This is a genomic window from Streptomyces sp. ALI-76-A, from assembly GCF_030287445.1.
Classification (GTDB): domain Bacteria; phylum Actinomycetota; class Actinomycetes; order Streptomycetales; family Streptomycetaceae; genus Streptomyces.
In genome coordinates this window covers 341,532-360,748 of sequence record NZ_JASVWB010000002.1, presented here as the reverse complement: position 1 = coordinate 360,748, position 19,217 = coordinate 341,532, and the positions used below count along the sequence as shown (strand labels likewise).

Genomic DNA, 19,217 nt, shown 5'->3' with positions numbered 1-19,217 from the left:
TGACCTCAGCCGTTCAGGACGTGCTCGCGGCGTCGGTGCAGGACCAACGGTGCCGCGGCGGCGTCGTGGTCGGCATTCAGCGGGCTGCCGACCAGCAGGATGTGATCGGCGATCTCCACGGTCCGTGCCAGGCGGCAGGCGAGGAAGGCCGCCGCTGCGAGTGAGCGGACGGGGGCGCGGCAGGGCCGCATTCCCGCCGCTGTGGAGGAGCAATGGTCAGGACTTGTGGAGGAGATCCGCGCCGATCCAGCGGCGGTAGGCGTCCACGTCGACGTTGCTGCCGCACACGATGGTGACCACGTGTCGGCCGGTGAAGCGGTCGCGGTCTTCGAGGATCGCCGCGATGCCGAGCGCGGCCGAGGGTTCGACGACGAGGCCGGCGTGGTCGAGGAGCATCCGCATACCGGCGATGATCGACGTCTCCCGGACCAGGACGGCGTCGTCGGCGATCAGGAGGAGGTCGTCCAGGACGGCCGGGATGGGACGCCGGCCGGCGACACCGTCAGCGATGGTGTGGGTCGAGTCGGTGGTGACGACACGGCGTTGGCGCCATGAGTGGGTCATCGCCGGTGCGCCCAGCGGCTGGACGCAGATGACCTCGACTTCGGGTGCCCATGCCTTCACCACATGACCCACGCCGGTGGCCAGGGCCCCGCCGCCGAGGGCGATCAGGACCGTGTCGAACGACGGCGCGGTGTCCACCAGTTCCAGGCCGATGGTCGCCGCACCCTCGCAGGTCTCGAGGTCCAGGCTGTCTTCGACCAGCCGGATGCCTTCGTACCGTGCGATGGCCGCCGCCCGCTCGCGAGCCAACTCGTGGTCGCCGTCCACCAGCTCCAGCCGGGCGTCCCATGCGCGGATGCGGTCGAGCTTGGCCCGGGTCGCGAAGCGGGATGCCACGACGGTGACGTCGAGCCCCCGGCCGCGACCGGACCACGCGAGGGCCTGGCCGAGGTTGCCCGCGCTCGCGCACACCGCGGCTCGCGCGGCACTGCCGGCCAGCAGGCTCGCGACGACCTCGGTGCCGCGGGCCTTGAAGCTGCGGACCGGGTTCGCCGTTTCGAGTTTGATGCTCACCACGCACCCGAGGACTGGCTCCAGCGCATCGCAGCGGTACAGCGGAGTGTCGAGAAAGACCGGGTCGATTGTCCGGCGAGCCGCCCGGATCCGAGCAGTGTCGAGACGCGTCTTCTGCACGACACAGCAGCGTAGCCCCACCGGCACAGGTCCCATGAGCAACTCGCACGATTCACACGTCAGTCCAGGCCTCTCACGCTGGGGTGGGTTCCTCGGGGCGTTCAGCGGTTCGCCGACGGCACAGGTGTCGAACCGGGGGCAACATCAGTTGGGCAAACCCGTCCCCGCTCACCCGGGCCAGAGCCTCGTCCACCGCTCACCGCCGGCTGGCCGATCGCGACGGAAGTGATCGAAGGAGCTTGCCGACACCTGATCGCCGACCGGCTCGGCATCACCGACGCCCGCTGGGGCCTCGCCGGTGCCGGAGCCTTCCTCAAACTCCACGCGTTGATCAGCAACGGCGACCTCGACGGGTGTTGGCGCTTCCCTCTCGCTCACGAACGTCAGTGCATTCACGAGGGCTCAAACCAGGACGGATGCCAGCTCGCAGCCTGATCAGCGTGCGGCGCAGTTCATGCCGGACAACTCACGCTGCGGACAAGGACCGTCGGGCATGGTGTCGCGCAGCCAGTGGGTGATCCACTCGGCCAGCGACAGCCCGAGTGGGGCCAGGGCGTGTTCGGTGCAGCAGAGGTTGGGGTCCCAGTCCCACATCTGCCCGTCGGCCGTCTTGACATCGATCAGAGCCCCCATGGCGCAGCCCCGGTCCATGAGCGGGGCGGTCACGCGACGGCTTGGGCCTCAGAGGCAGCACCTGCGAGCAGGGAGCAGGCGAGTTGTACGCCAGGCGTGGCTCTCGAGTGGGGCACACCCTGCGCCCAGCGGCCGGCCGTGCGGTTGGCTCACCGTCGCGCAATCCTGACCGGGCGGCTGAACTTGTCCCGTAACTGATCATTGGCGTGAGGGTGGTCTCGGTGGGGTTGGGGCCTCTCGATAGCCTGCGGGTCCACCTGGGGAATGAGGGGCAGCGCCCCTTGGTAGGGTGCGCCGATGTCTTCGATCAAGCAGTTCCAAGTCACGTTTGACTGCGCGGAACCGGAGCGCCTAGCTCGCTTCTGGTGCGAGGTGTTGGGGTACGTCATACCGCCGCCACCGGAGGGGTTTGCGACGTGGGACGATTTCAAGCGCTCGCAGCCCTCTGAGCAGCAGGATTCATGGTTCGCCTGTATAGATCCCTCAGGGGTGGGCCCGCGACTGTTCTTCCAGCGCGTCCCCGAGGGGAAGGCTGTCAAGAACCGGGTGCATCTTGATGTACGGGTCGGCACCGGCCTCGTGGGGGAAGAGCGTCTCGCCGCACTTGAGGCTGAACGCCTGCGCCTGGAGCCGCTCGGCGCAGTACACGTGCAGACGTTGTACGACGGCAATGATGCCTGCATCCCGATGCTGGACATCGAGGGCAACGAGTTCTGCATCGACTGATGCCTCCTTCGAGCCGACGAGGTGGGAGGCCGCTCCCCTTGGCGCTGACCGCGCTGGGGGCGGTAGTTACCCCGTGAGGGCGAGGTTGTACAGCTGGGCGATGCCGAGCATGGCGTAGTGCGCGCCGTCGCCCTTCAGACGGCAGTTCCGCAGGATCTTCCAGGTCTTCATCCGGGCAAAGGTGTGCTCGACGCGGGCACGGACCTGTTTGTGCGAGCGGTTGTGTTCCTTCTTCCAGTCGGACAGTTCCTCGCCAGCCCGGCGGCGGTGGGGCATCACAAGTCCGGTGCCCGGACAGCCGCCGTCGGCGATCGTCAGGGTGTTGCCGACTGCGGCCTTTGCCCCGGATTCCGCCCATGCCTTGCAGTCGTTTCGGTTGCCTGGCAGAGGCCGGCCGACTACGACGATGAGTCGGGTGTCGGCGTCGATGACGACCTGATGGTCAGTGGAGTACCGGTAGTTCTTGGACTGTTCAGTGATCGTGTGGTCGCGGGTGGGCACCAGGGTGCCGTCCACGATGAGTACGGTGCCCTTCGCGAAACGCTGCCTGGGCTGGAGTGCGAGGAGTGGACCGAGCTGGTCCATGATCCGGTTCGCGGCCGACTTGGAGACGCCGAACAGCGGGGCAAGCTGGCGCATCGTCAAGTTCGTGCGCCGATACGCTGTAACAAGCAGCACCCGGTCCTCCAGCGGAAGTCCCCACGGTCGCCCCTTGCGGACCGCGTCCACTCCCTTGCGGCGTAGCGAGGTCGTGTCCCGAGTCGTGGTGTAGGGGATCAAGCGTTACGCGTTCCGGTACGAGACCCCTGACGATCTCCGTAGAGGCGGCCGTCCAAGAGGCGCCCTGTTCAGGTGAGTTGAACACCCGGTCCGGCGGAGTCACCGTCCCAGACCTGCGGATTCCGAGGCCTTGATCGGCTACACCACCCGGCGGGACGCCATCTGGTAGCGAGGTCACCAACTTCCCGAAACGGCGCAGGCTCAGCCCCGTAAACGGGGGTATCCAGGACGACTCCGACGCCGTGATCACACCAGCCACATCAAGATCATCTGACCCGTGGCCGGCACTTGCGGGACAGGCTTAGGGATGGCCAAGAGGCGCGTGGCCAGGGACAAGAAGTGCGCCCGGCGCCGCTCCCCCACCGCCGCCGTCGGGCGCGTCCGGGAGGAGGCTCGGACAACCGCGGGACCAAAGGTAGAAACGATTTTTCAGACGGCTGCACCTTCGAGACCCACAGTGACGCCATGGTGAGAGCAACCTCTGGCAGAGGGGCGCGTCTTTCGCCTGATTCGGAGTAATCGCATCATGCGATCTTTAATCATGCTCTTGCCAGCGGTTCGTTCTCTGCAGCTAGCTGGGTGCTGCGTCCACTTCCTGGCCGGGGCTCCCGATGAGCTCCGGTGGACCGACAGCGCACCGGACAGTCCCGGGGCCGTCGCTCAGGGAGGTGGACGGAAACCCGTGTGTGAGGAGTAGTCATGAAGAAGGCCTACGAGGCACCGACGCTCGTCCGGCTCGGTACCTTCCGGAAGGAGACGGGGCTCCTGGGACGCTCCGGCAACGACCGGCTGATCCTGAGCAAGAACTGACGACCGACGGTCCTTGACCCGACGTCATGACTGAACTGCACGAAAGTGCGGGGACGGGCCCCGGCGCCGCGCACTTCGCGGTCTTCACCGACCACGAGGACGCGGCCGCCGTGGCCCGCTCCTTCGCCCGCCCCGGAAGCCGGACCCTCGCCCATGCGTCGGGGCGGCCCTGGTTGGTAGGCCACTGGCACGACGATGAGATCGTCATCGCGAACGCGGGCGGTGCCGCCGTGGCCGTCGTCGGCTGCTGCCCCATCGACACCGTCGAACTGCGGCGCCGCGCCGCACGGTTGCGCGATCTCGCGCAGCTCGACGCACTGGCCCGCTCCCTCCCCGGCAGTTTCCACCTCATCGGTGTCCTCGACGGACAGGTCAGGGTTCAGGGCACTGCCTCCGGACTGCGATTGGTCTTCCACGCGGAGATCGAGGGCGTGCGGGTGCCGGCCACCCGTGCCGACACGCTCGCCGCGGTCCTGGGCCTTGACCCCGACGTGGAGGAACTGGCGGCGCGGCTGCTGTGGCCCGCTCCGTATCCGCTGTTCGAGACGTCCCTGTGGCGTGCGGTCACCGCCGTCGCTCCGCAGGACGCCGTGGTCGTCGCCGCGAACGGGCGCACCGTACGGCACACCCGGTGGTGGACACCGCCGGAGCCGGTCCGGCCGCTCGCCGAGGCGGCGCCCCTGATCCGGACGGCACTTCAGGAGGCCGTCGGTGCACGTACGCGGCAGGGCGGCGTGGTGAGCTGCGACCTGTCCGGCGGGCTGGACTCCACCTCCGTCTGCTTTCTCGCCGACCGCAGCCCCGCCCGCGTGGTGGCCAGTACGTGGCCGGGACGCGACCCGGCGGACACCGACCTGCACTGGGCCGAACAAGCGATGAAGCACCTCCCGGACGTCGAGCACGTGGTCTGGGACGCCGACGCGTCACCGCTGGTCTACGAGGACCTGCTCGACATCGACGACCTCCTGGACGAGCCCACCATCGGCGTCATGGACCGCTCCCGGGTCCTGCACCACCTGCCCGGCCTCGCCGCCCGCGGCAGCAGGCTGCACCTCACCGGCATCGGTGGTGACCACGTGGCCTGGTGCTCCGAGGCGTACTACCACCGACTGCTGCGCACCCGTCCGCCTTTCGCCCTGCGCCAGCTGCGCGGGTTCCGGGCGCTGTGGCAGTGGCCGCTCGCCGACACGGTCCGCGCGCTCGCCGACTCCCGGCCCTACGGGAAGTGGCTCGCCGACTCCGCCGGCCACTTGCGGGCCCCATTGCCCCCGTCCGCCGCGACAGGTCTCGGCTGGGGCATGACCCCACGCCTCTTCGACTGGGTGACCCCCGATGCCGAACGCATGGCCCGTCGGGCACTGCTCACGGCAGCGGCGACGGTCTCGCCGCTGCACCCGGACCGGGGTCTGCACAGCGACCTGGAGCAGATCCGCTCCGGCAGCCGCGTCATCCGGCAATGGGACGCCATGGCAGCCCGCACCGGCCTGCCGATGGCCTCGCCCTTCCTCGACGACCGCGTCATCGAGGCGTGCCTCGCCGTGCGCCCCGGTGAACGCGTCACGCCCTGGCGGTACAAGCCCGTCCTGAGCGCCGCGATGCGCGGGATCGTGCCCGATGCCTGTCTGCGGCGGACCACCAAGGCGGCGGCCTCCATGGACGCCTCCAACGGGCTGCGGGAACACCGCGCCGACCTGCTGGCCCTGTGGGAGGGCTCGCGGTTGGAGGCGCTGGGCCTGGTGGACGGTGCCCAACTCCGCCGTCTCGCCCAGCGGCCCGCTGCCGCGGGACTGTCCGACGCCATCCTCTACTCGACGATCGCCGCCGAAGTGTGGCTGCGGGGACTCGCCCGTGGCCGCGCCCACGTTCCACACCCCGGCTCCCGGCCCTGAGCCTGACCACCCCACGTCCCCACGTCCCCACGTCAGAAAGGCCCTGATATGCCCCTGCGGTTCCGTGACAACGTCTCCACGGCCGAGACCGACTACGGCACGGTGCTGCTGGACGAACGAGCCGGTTCGTACTGGGAGTTGAATCCGACCGCCACCCTGGTCGTGCGGACGCTTCTCGACGGCGGCGAGGAGTCGGACGCCGCCGCCGCCCTGGCCCGGGAGTTCGACATCGAACAGGCGCAGGCACTGCGGGACGTCGAGACGCTCGTACAGGAGCTGCGAACCTCGGGGCTCGCCTCATGACGACGCCCAGCGCGCTGGAACGACCCACCGATGTGCCACCGGCCCGACGCCTGGCCGCCCGTCTCGTCCTGCTCCCCGCCGTCGCCCTCGCCCTACTGCCGCCACGGCACGTCCGCACCGTACTCGGCATCCTGCGGCGCGGTGCCGCACCCGCCACCGCGGTACAGGCCCAGAACGCGCGCGACGCCATGTGCGCCGCCAGCCTGCGTTGCGCCGGACCGAAGGGGTGCCTGCCACGCTCACTGGGGGCGGCTCTGCTGTGCCGGCTCGGCGGAACCTGGCCCACCTGGTGCACCGGCGTCCGCGTCGTCCCGCCCTTCACCGCGCACGCTTGGATCGAGGCGGAAGGCGGCCCCGTCGGCGAGGGCGTGCCGAAGGGCTACTTCGCCCGGCTGATGGCCGTCGCTCCGCTGCCGCGGCCGACCGACCGATGACGCGTGCGGCGGTGCTCGACGGCGGCCGGGAAGCGGCCCCCGGGGACGACAGGTCCACCAGGGCGGCGGTCGCCACGATGTACCGGCTCACCGCCGGGCACCGGAGCGCCATCGCCGTCGCCACCGTGCTGACCCTCGTGGGCTCGGCCCTGGGACTGGCCCAGCCGCTCGTCGCCAAGCACGTGGTGGACGCGAGCGGTCGCGGCCAGGTCATCTGGCCGCTGCTGGCGCTGCTCGGCGTGCTGTTCGTCATCGAAGCGGCGACGGGAGCCGCGGGCCGCTTCCTGCTGGAACGGATGGGCGAGGGTGTGGTACGCCAGCTTCGGCACGGGCTGGTGGGGCGACTGCTCCGGCTGGAGATGAGGGAGTACGACCGTCACCGCGGCGGCGACCTGATCTCCCGGGTGACAGCGGACACCACCCTGCTCCGAGAAGTCGTCTCCCAGGCCCTCGTCGATCTGGTGACCGGAAGCCTTGTCGCAGCCGGGGCGATCGTCCTCATGGCCTGGCTCGATCCCCTGCTGCTGCTTCTCGTCTCCGTCACCGTGGTCGCCGCGGCCCTGGTCGTGGCGTCACTGCTCGCCGGCATCAGATGCGCGTCCGAACACATGCAGGACTCGGTCGGTGCCATCGCCGCCGACCTGGAACGGGCTCTCGGGGCCCTGCCGATGGTCCGTGTGCACCGCGCCGAGGAGCGCGAGGCGGCGGGTATCGGCGCCCGGGTCGAGGCGGCCTACGGCGCTGGGGTGCGCACCGCGAAACTCGCCTCCGTCATGAGTCCCGCCGTCGAGCTCGCCGTGCAGGGCTCCTTCCTCATCGTCCTGGTCGTCGGCGGTCTGCGCGTCAACGGCCAGGCCGGCTCCCTCGGCGATCTCGTCGCCTTCCTCCTGTACGCCTCCTACCTCGTCCTGCCGCTGTCCTCCGTATTCCGTGCCGTTGGCCTCATCCAGCGCGGGATGGGCGCCTACCAGCGCATCGACCAGGCGCTCCGTCTGCCGGTGGAGCCCGCCGGACCACGGGTCACCAGAGTTCGCCCGCACACGCCGCCAGGGCCGACCGCGCTGCTCGGACCACCCGCCCTCGCCCTGCGGGACGTCCGCTTCGGCTACGACCGGGACCGGCCGGTCCTGCGTGGCGTCTCCTTCACCGTCGCGCACCGGCAGCACGTCGCCTTGGTGGGGCGGTCCGGAGCCGGCAAGAGCACGGTGTTCGCCCTGGTGGCGAGGTTCTACGAACCGGACGCGGGCCGGCTGCTCTTCGACGGGCGACCGGCGAGCGAGCTCACCCGTGAAGCGTGCCGTCGACGCATCGCCGTCGTCGACCAGAACGCGCACGTCGTCCACGGCACCTTGCGCGACAACATCGCCTACGCCGTGCCTGACGCCCCGGAAGCGGAGATCCAGCGCGTCACGGAACTGGCCAGACTCGACGAAGTCGTCGACCGGCTGCCCGGCGGACTGGCCGCCGTCATCGGTGAGCGCGGCAGCACCCTTTCCGGCGGCGAACGCCAACGCGTCGCCCTCGCCCGAGCGTTGCTGGCGCGCCCCGCACTGCTCCTGCTGGACGAGCCGACCTCCCATCTCGACGCGATCAACGAAGTGGCGCTCACCACCGTCATGAAGGACGTCGCTCAGGAATGCGCTCTGCTGGTCATCGCCCACCGGCTGTCCACCGTCCAGCACGCCGACCACATCGTCGTGCTGGACGACGGCCGCACCGCCGCCGAAGGACGCCACGAGGAACTGCTGGCCGACAGCACCCTCTACCGCGAACTGGCCGCGAGCCAGATGCTCCGGCCGGGCGCGGAGCCCGGGAGAGGTGAGGGACAGGGCTCGGCCGGTTGAGCCGACGCCGTTCAAGCCGCGGCCCATCACACAGACGAATCACACGATGCCGAGGCGTCGGACACGGCAGAGACCGACGAGGGCGAGAGTGGGGCCTGACCCCAGCAAGAGCGGCCCGGGGCATCCGACTCCCTCCCGAAGCCCTGACTGCCACGGCGCCCGAGCGCGCAGCGGCCGGCCCCGGCCGACGGTCAGCCCTCGGCTACGGCACGGCGGGGGATGCTTCTGCAAGGCGGTCCAGTCGTTCGTGGAGGACCCGTACGAGGCGGGCGCGGTTCGGGCGCAGCGGGCGGTTCCCTGTATCGGTGCGGACAGGCGTCCGGCGGCTTCGCGCAGGATGACTCCGGCGTCCGTGTTGTTTTCTCGCCCCGTGTGCGTCTCGCCCGCGTCCGGCCTGACTGCCGCCAAGACCGGCCAGCGCCGTGGCGGCCTGCGTGCTGAACGGGAACCACCCCGTGGCCGCCTCGACCCGCGAGCGGGTCCTGCGGGCGGGGGACGAGCTGGACTACGCCCTCAACGGCCCGGCGAGCGCGCTGGCGGCGGCCACCTCCTACGGCACGCAGGGGCACGCTCTCGCCTTTCGGCCAGGAGCCGGTAGCGCTGCTCGCCGCGCGACGTCACCGGGTCGGTCGGGTGGGTCCACAGGTCGTGGTTGCCCGGTGCCCAGGTCACCCGACGAACCGCCCGCCGAGCAACCCCCGCGCCCAACCGCCGTCCTCGAACCGCTCCGTGACGTCGTCGGCGACGATCGGCCAGTCATGTGGCGTGGACGGACGCGGTGAGGCCACGATCTCGCGGTTCTCCGGCAACGCGATGCGCAGATCGCTGACGGCCGACAGCGTGTGCGGGCGCGGCCCAGGCCCCCGAGTCTCCTCGACAACCGCAGGCTTCAGCCAGGGTGCGCGAGCCGGTGAGGCGTGGGGCGAGCCGTAGTCCACTAGAAATGCAATTCCGCGGCGAGCGTTGCACGGCCCGCTCGCTGATTACGGCACCACCGACGAGAGAGAGAATCCAAGAACCGCCGGCCAACAGCGGAGGAATGCGATGACCTATGAATCCGGATCCCGTCGTGATCAGAAATACGTCGCGACAGACGACGCCATTGCCGTCATCGGGTTGTCCTGCCGCTTTCCTGGCGCCCCGGACCCGGACGCGTTCTGGAGCCTGCTGAGAAACGGTGAAGACGCTGTGACCGAGGCCCCCGTGGAAAGGTCGGGACAGTCCGCGGAATACGCGTCGCTCCGCGGCGGATTCCTCGACCAGGCGGACCATTTCGACGCGGATTTCTTCGGCATATCGGCCCGCGAAGCGGCCGCCATGGACCCACAACAGCGCCTCGCCCTCGAACTCGCCTGGGAGGGGCTGGAGAACGCGGGCGTGCTGCCGGAGACGCTGAAGGGCAGCGACACCGGGGTCTTCGTCGGCTCGATCTGGGACGACTACGCCAAGCTGGCCCACCAGCACGGCGCCGACGCCCTCACCCAGCACAGCCTCACCGGCCTGCACCGCAGCGTCATCGCGAACCGGCTCTCCTACGTGCTCGGCCTCCACGGGCCGAGCCTCGTGGTCGACTCGGGCCAGTCCTCCTCCCTCGTCGCCGTCCACATGGCCTGCGAGAGCCTCCGCAACGGCGAGTCCGCCTTCGCCCTCGCCGGCGGGGTGAGCCTCAACCTCATCCCCGAGAGCTTCCACATGGCCGACCGCTTCGGCGGCCTCTCCCCGGACGGCCGCTGCTACACCTTCGACGCCCGCGCCAACGGCTACGTGCGCGGCGAGGGCGGCGGCCTCGTCGTCCTCACCACCCTGCGGCGGGCGCTGGCCGAGGGGCACACTGTCCACGCCGTCATCCGCGGCAGTGCCGTCAACAACGACGGCGGCGGCCGCAACCTCAGCTCGCCCAGCGTCGAGGGACACCGCGACGTCCTGCGCCGCGCCTGCGCCCAGGCCGGCGTGGACCCGGCCGGCGTGCGGTTCGTGGAGATGCACGGCACCGGCACTCCGGTCGGCGACCCGGTGGAGGCCGCCGCCCTGGGCGCGGTGCTCGGCGCGGCCCGCGACGGCGCCGCGCCGCTGCTGGTCGGCTCGGTGAAGACCAACATCGGCCACCTGGAAGGCGCCGCGGGCATCGCCGGGCTCATCAAGGCCGTGTTGTGCGTACGGGAGCGCATGCTCGCCCCGAGCCTCAACTACGAGACACCCAACCCCCGCATCCCGCTCGACACCCTCAACCTGGAGGTGAACACGTCCCTCCGCACGCTCCCGGGCACCGAACCGCTGCTGGCCGGCGTCAGCTCGCTCGGCGTCGGCGGCACCAACTGCCATGTGGTGCTCTCCGACTGGGCGGACGACGGGGAACGACCCGGGGCCGAGGGCGAGTCGGCTGCTGCCCCCGGGGTGGTGCCGGTGGTGGTGTCGGGGCGTGGTGCTGGGGGGTTGCGGGGTCAGGCGGGGCGGTTGCGGTCGTTCGTGGCGTCGGCGCCCGGTGAGGTGTCGGTGGCGGATGTGGGTTACTCCTCGGCGGTGTTCCGGTCGCGGTTCGAGCACCGTGCGGTGGTGGTCGCCACCGACGGTGGTTCGCTGACGGCGGGTCTGGCCGCGTTGGGGGCGGGGGAGTCGGCATCGGGCGTGGTGACGGGTGTGGCGCGTGAGCGGGATCGTGTGGTGTTCGTCTTCCCGGGTCAGGGTTCGCAGTGGGCGGGGATGGGGCTGGAGTTGGCGGAGTCCTCGCCGGTGTTCCGGGCGCGGTTGGCGGAGTGTGCCCGGGCGTTGGAGCCGTTCGTGGACTGGTCGTTGCTGGAGGTGCTGGGCGACGAAGAGGCCCTTCAGCGGGTGGATGTGGTGCAGCCGGTGTTGTGGGCGGTGATGGTGTCGTTGGCGGCGTTGTGGCAGGCCCATGGAGTGCGTCCGGCGGCGGTGGTCGGCCACTCCCAGGGCGAGATCGCCGCCGCATGCGTCGCCGGTGGCCTGTCACTTCAGGACGGGGCGCGGGTGGTGGCGTATCGCAGTCAGGCGGTGCTGGCGTTGTCCGGGCAGGGCGGCATGGTGTCCATCGCGGCCCCGCGAACGGACGTCGAACAGCTGCTGACCCGCTGGCAGGGCCGCATCACGGTGGCCGCGGTCAACGGCCCGGCGGCCACGGTGGTGGCCGGTGATGCCGATGCGCTGGATGAGTTGATGGGTCTCTGCGGGGAGCGGGAGGTCCGCGCGCGGCGGATCCCGGTCGACTACGCGTCGCATTCCTCGCATGTGGAGCGGATCGAGGAGCAGATCGCCGAGTTGCTGGCGCCGGTGCGGCCCCGTTCGGGTGAGGTGGCGTTCTTTTCCACGGTGACCGGGCAGCAGCTCGACACCGCGCTGTTGGATGCCGGTTACTGGTATCGCAATCTGCGCCAGCCGGTGCGGTTCGAGTCCGTGGTCCGCTCCCTGCTCGCGCAGGGGCATCAGGCGTTCGTCGAGATGACTCCGCATCCGATTCTGACCGTTCCCATTGAGGAGACCGCCGAGGACGCGGACAGCGACATTTTCGTGGTCGGGAGCCTGCAACGCGAGGACGGCGGTTTGGGGCGCTTCTACGCCTCCCTGGGCCAGGCATGGGCCAACGGCCTGCCGGTGGACTGGGCGAGCGTCTACACGAACACTTCCGCCCGCCGCGTCGACCTGCCCACCTACGCCTTCCAACGCCGCCGCTACTGGCTGGACGAGCCCGACACCACCCCCGACACCCCTCCGGCCGGCACCTCCCTGCACGAGCTGGATCGCACGCTGCCCGACCTGGTGCGTGGTCACGTGGCCACGGTGCTGGAGCACGCCTCTCCGGACAGCCTCGCGCTGGAGCGGTCGTTCAAGGAGCTGGGCCTCGACTCGCTCAAGGGCATCGAACTCCGCAACCGCCTCAGCAAGGCGACCGGCGAGCGGTTGCCGACGACGCTGATCTTCGACCACCCGACGCCGGAGGCGCTGATCCGCTTTCTCCGGTCGCAGGTGCCGGACGAGAACTCCGGCAACGCCGGAAGCACCGCCACCGCGCCCGCCGCCGTAACGGTGCCGGCCGGAGCCGGTGACCCCGTTGTGATCGTCGGCATGAGCTGCCGCTTCCCCGGCGGTGTGCGGTCGCCGGAGGAGCTGTGGGATCTGGTGGAGTCGGGCGGGGAGGGCATCTCCTCCTTCCCTGCCGACCGTGGCTGGGATCTGGAGCGCCTCTCGGACCCCGAACCGGAGCGGTCGGGGACCTCCATCACCGACCTTGGCGGGTTCCTGCACGACGCGCCGGAGTTCGACGCCGAGCTGTTCGGGATCAGCCCGCGCGAGGCCATGGCCATGGACCCGCAGCAGCGGCTGCTGCTGGAGACCGCCTGGGAGGTGTTCGAGCGCGCCGGCGTCGACCCGTTGTCCGTACGCGGCAGCAGGACCGGCGTTTACACCGGGACGTTCACGTACCGCGACGCCAGCGGGGGCGGCTCCTCGGACGGGATCGAGGGCTACCGGATGACCGGTGGCGCGGCGAGCGTGCTGTCGGGTCGGCTGTCGTACGCCTTCGGTCTCGAAGGGCCGTCGATGACGGTGGACACGGCCTGTTCGTCGTCGCTGGTGGCGCTGCACCTGGCCGGGCAGGCGCTGCGGCAGGGCGAGTGCTCGCTGGCGCTGGTCTGCGGCGTGACCGTGATGTCCACGCCGCAGACCTTCGTGGAGTTCAGCCGTCAGGCGGGGCTCGCCCGGGACGGGCGGTGCAAGTCGTTCTCCTCCACGGCCGACGGCACCGGGTGGGCCGAGGGCGTGGGCGTGCTCCTGGTGGAGCGGCTGTCCGACGCCCGCCGCAACGGGCACCGGGTGCTGGCGGTCGTGCGGGGCTCGGCGGTGAACCAGGACGGCGCCTCCAACGGCCTCACCGCCCCCAACGGGCCGTCCCAGCAGCGGGTGATCCAGGCGGCGCTGGCCAGTGCCGGAGTGGCCGCCGACGAGGTGGACGCGGTCGAGGCGCACGGTACCGGAACCAGGCTGGGCGACCCGATCGAGGCGCAGGCCCTGATCGCCACGTACGGCCGGGAGCACAAGCCCGAGCGACCGCTGTGGCTGGGCTCCGTGAAGTCCAACATCGGTCACACGCAGGCGGCGGCCGGTCTGGCCGGGGTCATCAAGATGGTCATGGCGATGCACCACGGCGTGTTGCCGCGCACCCTGCACGTGGACGAGCCGACGCCGCACGTGGACTGGAGCGCCGGGACCGTCCGCCTGCTGACCGAGCGGCGCGACTGGCCGGAGGACGGCCGCCCGCGCCGCGCCGGCATCACCGCCTTGGGGATCAGCGGCACCAACGCCCACGTCATCATCGAGCACGCTCCCGCCGAGGAGCCGGCACAGGCGCCGGTCGGGGCGCCGGGGGACGGCGCGGAGCCGCGTCCAGCTCCCGTCCTGCTCCCGCTGCCGGTCTCCGCCAAGAGCGAGCAGGCCCTGCGCGACCAGGCCGCCAGGCTGCTCTCCCACCTGGACGCCCACCCCGGCCTCTCCCTCGCCGACGTCGGCTTCTCGCTCCTCACCAGCCGTTCCGCGCTCGACCACCGGGCCCTCGTGGTGACCGACGACAGAGCCGCCTTACGCGGTGGCCTCGCGGCTCTGGCCGAGGGCGGCCCCGCCCCGAACCTCGTCACCGGCACCGTACGGGGAGACAGGAGGGTGACGGCTTTCCTGTTCGCGGGGCAGGGCAGCCAGCGGGCCGGTATGGGGCGGGAGTTGTATGAGCGGTTCCCGGTGTTCGCGGTGGCGTTGGACGAGGTGTGCGGGCACTTCGACGAGTTGCTGGGACGCCCGCTGCGTGAGGTGGTCTTCGCGGCGGAGGGCACGCCGCAGGGGGCGCTGTTGCATGAGACCGGGTTCACGCAGCCGGCGCTGTTCGCCGTGGAGGTGGCGCTGTTCCGGCTGCTTCAGAGCGTGGGCGTGCGCCCGGACTATGTGGCGGGGCATTCGATCGGTGAGGTCGCGGCGGCGCACGCGGCGGGTGTTGTGCCGCTGGGGGATGCCTGTGCGTTGGTGGCGGCCCGTGGCCGGCTCATGCAGGCCCTGCCCCCTGGCGGCGCCATGGCCGCGATCCAGGCCACCGAGGAGGAGGCGCTCGACAGCCTGGCGGGATATGGCGACCGGGTCTCGATCGGTGCGCTCAACGGCCCTACGTCGGTCGTCGTCTCCGGCGACGTCGACGCGGTCGCGGAGATCGCCGCGGTGTGGCGGGAGCGTGGTCGTCGCGTCAAGCAGTTGCGGGTCAGTCACGCCTTCCACTCCGCGCACATGGACCTGATGCTGGACGAGTTCCATGCCGTCGTACGGGGTCTGGACTTCCAGCCGCCGCAGATCCCGGTCGTGTCGAACCTGACCGGTGAGACGGCGGCCGCGGAGGAGATCTGTTCCCCGGAGTACTGGGTGCGGCACGTCCGGGCGGCGGTCCGGTTCTGCGACGGGGTGCGGCGCCTGCAGTCCGCAGGCGTCACCACGTTCCTGGAGATCGGCCCGGACGGCACCCTCACCGGGATGGCCCGCGACTGCCTCGCCCCCACCGAGGGCGACGCCGTGCCCGACCTCATCCCCGTGCTGCGCCGCGACCGCCCCGAGGCGCACACCTTCACCACCGCTGTGGGCCGGCTGCATGTGCGCGGTACCGCTCCCGACTGGACGGCGTTCTTCGACGGGACCGGCGCCCGTCGGGTCGACCTGCCCACGTATGCCTTCCAGCGCAAGCGGTACTGGCTGAACGCCACCGGCCGACCGTTCGGCGAGGCCACGGCGCCCGCCCGGGGCCTCACCCCCGCCGGTCATTCGCTGCTGGGTGCCGCCGTGTCGCCGGCGGACGCCGACAGCCTGGTGTTCACCAGCCGGCTGTCGCTGGACACACAGCCCTGGCTGGCCGACCACGCGGTGCTCGGCAGGGTCGTGTTCCCCGGCACGGGCCTGGTGGAACTGGCGATCCGGGCCGGCGACCAGGCCGGCTGCGGCGCGCTGGACGAACTCACGCTGCAAGCCCCGCTGTTGCTGCCCGCGAAGGGCGGCGTGCAGGTGCAGGTCGTTGTCGGCGCCCCTGACGCGAGCGGCCGCCGCCCGGTCGGCATCGACTCCCGGCCCGAGGACACCCGGGACGACGGCGGCGCCCCATGGACCCGGCACGCCAGTGGCACCGTCACATCCACCGGCCCCGAGGCGCCGTTCGACCTCACCGCTTGGCCGCCGGACGGTGCCGAGGAGGTCACGGCCGACGGCCTGTACGCGCGGCTCACCGAGGCGGGCCTGGAGTACGGGCCGGCGTTCCGTGGGGTGCGCCGCGCCTGGCGGCGTGGCGACGAGGTGTTCGCAGAGGTGGCGCTGCCGGAGGACCGGCACGACGACGCCGCCTCGTACGGCCTGCATCCCGCGCTCTTCGACGCCGCCCTGCACGGCATGGCCCTCAGCGGGCTCATGCCCGACGGGCCCGCCGGAGGCGGCGGGAACATGCCGCCGCGCCCCCTGCTCCCGTTCTCCTGGAGCGGCGTACGGCTGGACGCCGTCGGCGCCACCACGCTGCGCGTCCGGCTGGCGCGCAGCGGCCCCGCGTCCCTCGCGCTCCAGCTGGCCGACGGCACCGGCCGGCCCGTCGCCGACGTCTCCTCGCTGATGCTCAGGCCGCTGGCCGAGGAGCAGCTCCGCGTCGCGGCGCCCGCGCTCCACGAGTCGCTCCTCCGGATGGACTGGACCCCTGTGCCGCTGCCCGCCGTGGGCCCGCCCGCGCCGCGCTGGGCCCTGGTCGGCACGGCCGGCCCCCGGCTGTCCGGCCCGCTCGCCGCCGCCGGGGCCGACGTCGTGACGTACCCCGGCTTCGACGCGCTGGGCGCCGCGCTCGCCGTCGGCGGGCCGCCCGCCGACGTGATCGCCGTCGCCTGCGGCGCGCCGGAGGACGAGGACGTCGCACCGTACGAGGCCGCCCGCTCGGCCGCCACCGACGCCCTCGCCGTCGCGCGCTCCTGGCTGACCGACGACCGGTTCGCCGGCCGGCGCCTCGTCGTGCTCACCCGGGGTGCCGTGCCCGCCGCCCCCGGCGAGACGCCCGCTCTGGCCGACGCCCCGGTCTGGGGCGTGGTGCGCTCGGCGGAGGAGGAGAACCCCGGCCGCTTCGCCCTGATGGACACCGACGGTACCGACGCGTCGCTGCGTGCCCTCCCGGCCGCGGCCGCCGCCGGCGAGCCGCAGGTCGCGCTCCGCGCCGGCGAGGCGCACGTACCCCGGCTGAGCCGGGTCGTCTCCGAAGGTGCGCTGACCCCGCCCGACGCCCCGGCCTGGCGGCTGGACGCGCCGGTCAAGGGAACGATCGAAGGTCTCGAGCTCGTGCCCTGCCCCGAGGCTACGGCGCCGCTCGGCCCCGGCCAGGTCCGCATCGCGATGCGCGCGGGCGGCCTGAACTTCCGGGACGTGCTGTTCGCCCTCGACATGTACCCCGACGAGATGGTCCTCGGCGGCGAGGGCGCCGGCGTCGTCACCGAGGTGGCGCCCGACGTGACCCGGCTGGCGCCCGGCGACCGGGTGCTGGGCCTGGTGCCCGGCGCGTTGGGCACGTTGGCGGTGGTGGACCACCGGATGGTCGCCCGCATGCCCGAGGGCTGGTCGTTCACCGAGGCCGCCGTCGTCCCGATCGTGTTCCTGACCGCCTACTACGGCCTGGTGGACCTCGGCCGCCTCCGGCGCGGCGAGTCGGTACTCGTGCACGCCGCCGCCGGCGGCGTGGGCATGGCGGCCGTTCAGCTCGCCCGGCACCTGGGCGCCGAGGTCTACGGCACCGCCGGCGCCGGCAAGTGGGACACCCTGCGGTCGATGGGCCTGGACGACGCGCACCTAGCCTCCTCCCGCACGCTGGAGTTCGCGGACGCGTTCCGGGACGCGACCGGCGGCGAGGGCGTGGACGTGGTGCTCAACTCCCTCGCCCGGGAGTTCGTCGACGCCTCACTCGGCCTGCTGCGCTCCGGCGGCCGGTTCGTGGAGATGGGCAAGACCGACATCCGTGCGGCGGACGAGGCCACCGCGGGCCGACCGGGCGCCTCGTACCGGGCGTTCGACCTGATGGAGGCCGGCCTCGACCGCATCCAGGAGATGCTGGCCACGATCCTGGACCTCTTCGAGAGCGGGGCGCTGCGGCCACTGCCGATCACGACCTGGGACGTACGCGGCGCCAAGGAGGCGTTCCGCTACCTCAGCCAGGCGCGGCACGTCGGCAAGGTCGCGCTGACCGTGCCCCGTCCTGTCGACCCCGAGGGCACGGTTCTGATCACCGGTGCCACCGGGACCCTCGGCGGCTTGATGGCCCGGCACCTCGTCGTCGGCCACGGCGTCCGGCACCTCGTGCTGGCCGGCCGCCGGGGAAGGGCCGCGGCGGGCATCGCGGAGCTGGCGGCGGAGCTCACCGCGCGCGGAGCCGAGGTGACTGTTGCCGCCTGCGACGTCGCCGACCGCGGCGCGGTGGCCGCGCTGCTGGCCGCGCTGCCGCCGGAGCACCCGCTGACCGGCGTCGTGCACGCGGCCGGTGTGCTGGACGACGGTGTGGTCGCGGCCATGACCCCGGAGAGCCTCGACCGGGTGTACGCGCCGAAGGTGGATGCCGCCTGGCACCTGCACGAGCTGACCCGTGACCGCGACCTGTCGCTGTTCGTGCTGTTCTCCTCGGCCACCGCCGTGCTCGGCAGCGCCGGGCAGGCGAACTACGCGGCGGCCAACGCCTTCCTCGACGCCCTCGCCCGGAGCCGCAGGGCCGAGGGCGCGGCCGCCCTGTCGCTCGGCTGGGGCCTCTGGGCGGAGGCCACCGGCATGGCCGGCGGGCTGAGCGACCGGGACCGCACCCGGTTCGCGCGCGGAGGCGTCGGCGCGCTGAGCGCCGACGAGGGACTCGAGCTGTTCGACGCCGCGCTCGGCACCGGCGAGCCACTCCTGGTACCGATGAAGCTCAACCGGGCCGCGCTGCGCGCCGGTGCGGGTGACCGGATCAACCCGGTGCTGCGCGGCCTGGTCCGGGGCAGCGTCCGGCGGGCGGCCGACGTCGGTGCCGGCCGGGGCGCGGTGTCACTGGCGGAGCGGCTGGCCGGGCTCTCCCCTGCGGAGAAGCAGCGGGCGGTCCTGGAGACGGTGCGCACCCAGGCGGCCGTCGTCCTCGGACACGCCTCGTCGGCCGCGATACCCGCCCACGCCGCGTTCAAGGACCTGGGCTTCGACTCGCTCACCTTGGTCGAGCTGCGCAACCGGCTCGACGTGGCGACGGACCTGCGGCTGCCGGCCACGCTCGTCTTCGACCTCCCCACGCCGCAGGCGATGGCCGGCTACCTGCTGACGCAGTTCTTCCCGGACGGCGCGGAGCCGGCCGAGCCGGTGGCCGACGCCGACGGGGAACTACGGCAGCTCGTCGCCTCGATCCCGGTGGGGCGGCTCCGGGCCGCCGGTCTTGAGGAGATCCTGCGCCGGCTCGCCGCCGCGGCGGACCAGCCCGCCGCCGCCGTCGGCGGCAACACCGAGCTCATCGACGCGCTCGACGCCGAGGACCTGGTGCGCATGGCACTCGAAGGATCCGAAGCCGCTTGACCACTTGACCTGTCGACTCCTTGACC

The 19,217-nt window shown here is 71.9% G+C and carries 10 protein-coding genes and 2 pseudogenes; 7 read left to right on the top strand and 5 right to left on the bottom strand.

Features of this window, described 5'->3' with window-relative positions:
• Nucleotides 1-5 precede the first annotated feature (5 nt).
• The 3 genes from QQS16_RS02295 to QQS16_RS02280 form a co-directional block, all read right to left on the bottom strand.
• A complete protein-coding gene (locus tag QQS16_RS02295) occupies nt 6-191 on the bottom strand; it encodes a flavin reductase family protein (protein ID WP_286059906.1) in 186 nt (61 codons plus the stop codon).
• Nucleotides 192-216: 25 nt separating this feature from the next.
• Nucleotides 217-1,197, bottom strand: coding sequence for a threonine ammonia-lyase (locus tag QQS16_RS02290; RefSeq protein ID WP_286059904.1), 981 nt, complete (start codon nt 1,195-1,197; stop codon nt 217-219).
• Nucleotides 1,198-1,632: 435 nt separating this feature from the next.
• Complete coding sequence (locus QQS16_RS02280) at nt 1,633-1,863, bottom strand: hypothetical protein (protein WP_286059903.1); 231 nt, start codon at nt 1,861-1,863, stop codon at nt 1,633-1,635.
• Between the two features lie 264 nt (nt 1,864-2,127).
• Here QQS16_RS02280 and QQS16_RS02275 point away from each other — a divergent pair, with 264 nt between their 5' ends.
• Nucleotides 2,128-2,556 carry a VOC family protein gene (locus tag QQS16_RS02275; RefSeq protein ID WP_286059901.1) on the top strand — a complete coding sequence of 143 codons (429 nt, stop codon included), beginning with the start codon at nt 2,128-2,130 and terminating at the stop codon, nt 2,554-2,556.
• Nucleotides 2,557-2,622: 66 nt separating this feature from the next.
• Here the strand turns inward: QQS16_RS02275 and QQS16_RS02270 are convergent.
• Together QQS16_RS02270 and QQS16_RS02265 are read right to left on the bottom strand one after the other, a co-directional pair.
• A pseudogene (locus QQS16_RS02270) lies at nt 2,623-3,306 on the bottom strand (transposase); the annotation flags it as partial.
• 202 nt (nt 3,307-3,508) lie between these two features.
• Nucleotides 3,509-3,595, bottom strand: a pseudogene (locus QQS16_RS02265) (IS5/IS1182 family transposase); the annotation flags it as partial.
• 440 nt (nt 3,596-4,035) lie between these two features.
• Between QQS16_RS02265 and QQS16_RS02260 the strand changes: the two are divergent.
• The 6 genes from QQS16_RS02260 to QQS16_RS02230 all read left to right on the top strand — a co-directional run bounded on the left by QQS16_RS02260 (nt 4,036) and on the right by QQS16_RS02230 (nt 19,191).
• On the top strand, nt 4,036-4,146 hold the full coding sequence (locus QQS16_RS02260) for a keywimysin-related RiPP (RefSeq protein WP_107102704.1): 111 nt from the start codon (nt 4,036-4,038) through the stop codon (nt 4,144-4,146).
• Nucleotides 4,147-4,172: 26 nt separating this feature from the next.
• Entirely contained in the window at nt 4,173-6,035 is a 1,863-nt protein-coding gene (locus QQS16_RS02255) for a lasso peptide isopeptide bond-forming cyclase (RefSeq protein ID WP_286059899.1), read from the top strand.
• 48 nt (nt 6,036-6,083) lie between these two features.
• Nucleotides 6,084-6,338, top strand: coding sequence for a lasso peptide biosynthesis PqqD family chaperone (locus tag QQS16_RS02250; protein ID WP_286059898.1), 255 nt, complete (start codon nt 6,084-6,086; stop codon nt 6,336-6,338).
• On the top strand, nt 6,335-6,772 hold the full coding sequence (locus QQS16_RS02245; protein WP_286059896.1) for a lasso peptide biosynthesis B2 protein: 438 nt from the start codon (nt 6,335-6,337) through the stop codon (nt 6,770-6,772). Before QQS16_RS02250 ends, QQS16_RS02245 begins: the two co-directional genes overlap by 4 nt.
• Nucleotides 6,769-8,616 (top strand): ABC transporter ATP-binding protein, encoded by a 1,848-nt coding sequence (locus QQS16_RS02240; protein ID WP_286059895.1) that lies wholly within the window; start codon nt 6,769-6,771, stop codon nt 8,614-8,616. The genes QQS16_RS02245 and QQS16_RS02240 overlap by 4 nt, the downstream gene beginning before the upstream one ends.
• A 1,044-nt stretch (nt 8,617-9,660) precedes the next feature.
• Entirely contained in the window at nt 9,661-19,191 is a 9,531-nt protein-coding gene (locus QQS16_RS02230) for a type I polyketide synthase (RefSeq protein WP_286059893.1), read from the top strand.
• Nucleotides 19,192-19,217 lie beyond the last annotated feature (26 nt).

Bases quoted from the DNA above. Each gene is read 5' to 3' on its own strand.
- QQS16_RS02240 (WP_286059895.1), top strand. From the start codon at position 6,769: ATGACGCGTGCGGCGGTGCTCGACGGCGGCCGGGAAGCGGCCCCCGGG.
- QQS16_RS02275 (WP_286059901.1), top strand. From the start codon at position 2,128: ATGTCTTCGATCAAGCAGTTCCAAGTCACGTTTGACTGCGCGGAACCG.
- QQS16_RS02260 (WP_107102704.1), top strand. From the start codon at position 4,036: ATGAAGAAGGCCTACGAGGCACCGACGCTCGTCCGGCTCGGTACCTTC.
- QQS16_RS02245 (WP_286059896.1), top strand. From the start codon at position 6,335: ATGACGACGCCCAGCGCGCTGGAACGACCCACCGATGTGCCACCGGCC.
- QQS16_RS02255 (WP_286059899.1), top strand. From the start codon at position 4,173: ATGACTGAACTGCACGAAAGTGCGGGGACGGGCCCCGGCGCCGCGCAC.
- QQS16_RS02295 (WP_286059906.1), bottom strand. From the start codon at position 191: ATGCGGCCCTGCCGCGCCCCCGTCCGCTCACTCGCAGCGGCGGCCTTC.
- QQS16_RS02250 (WP_286059898.1), top strand. From the start codon at position 6,084: ATGCCCCTGCGGTTCCGTGACAACGTCTCCACGGCCGAGACCGACTAC.
- QQS16_RS02230 (WP_286059893.1), top strand. From the start codon at position 9,661: ATGACCTATGAATCCGGATCCCGTCGTGATCAGAAATACGTCGCGACA.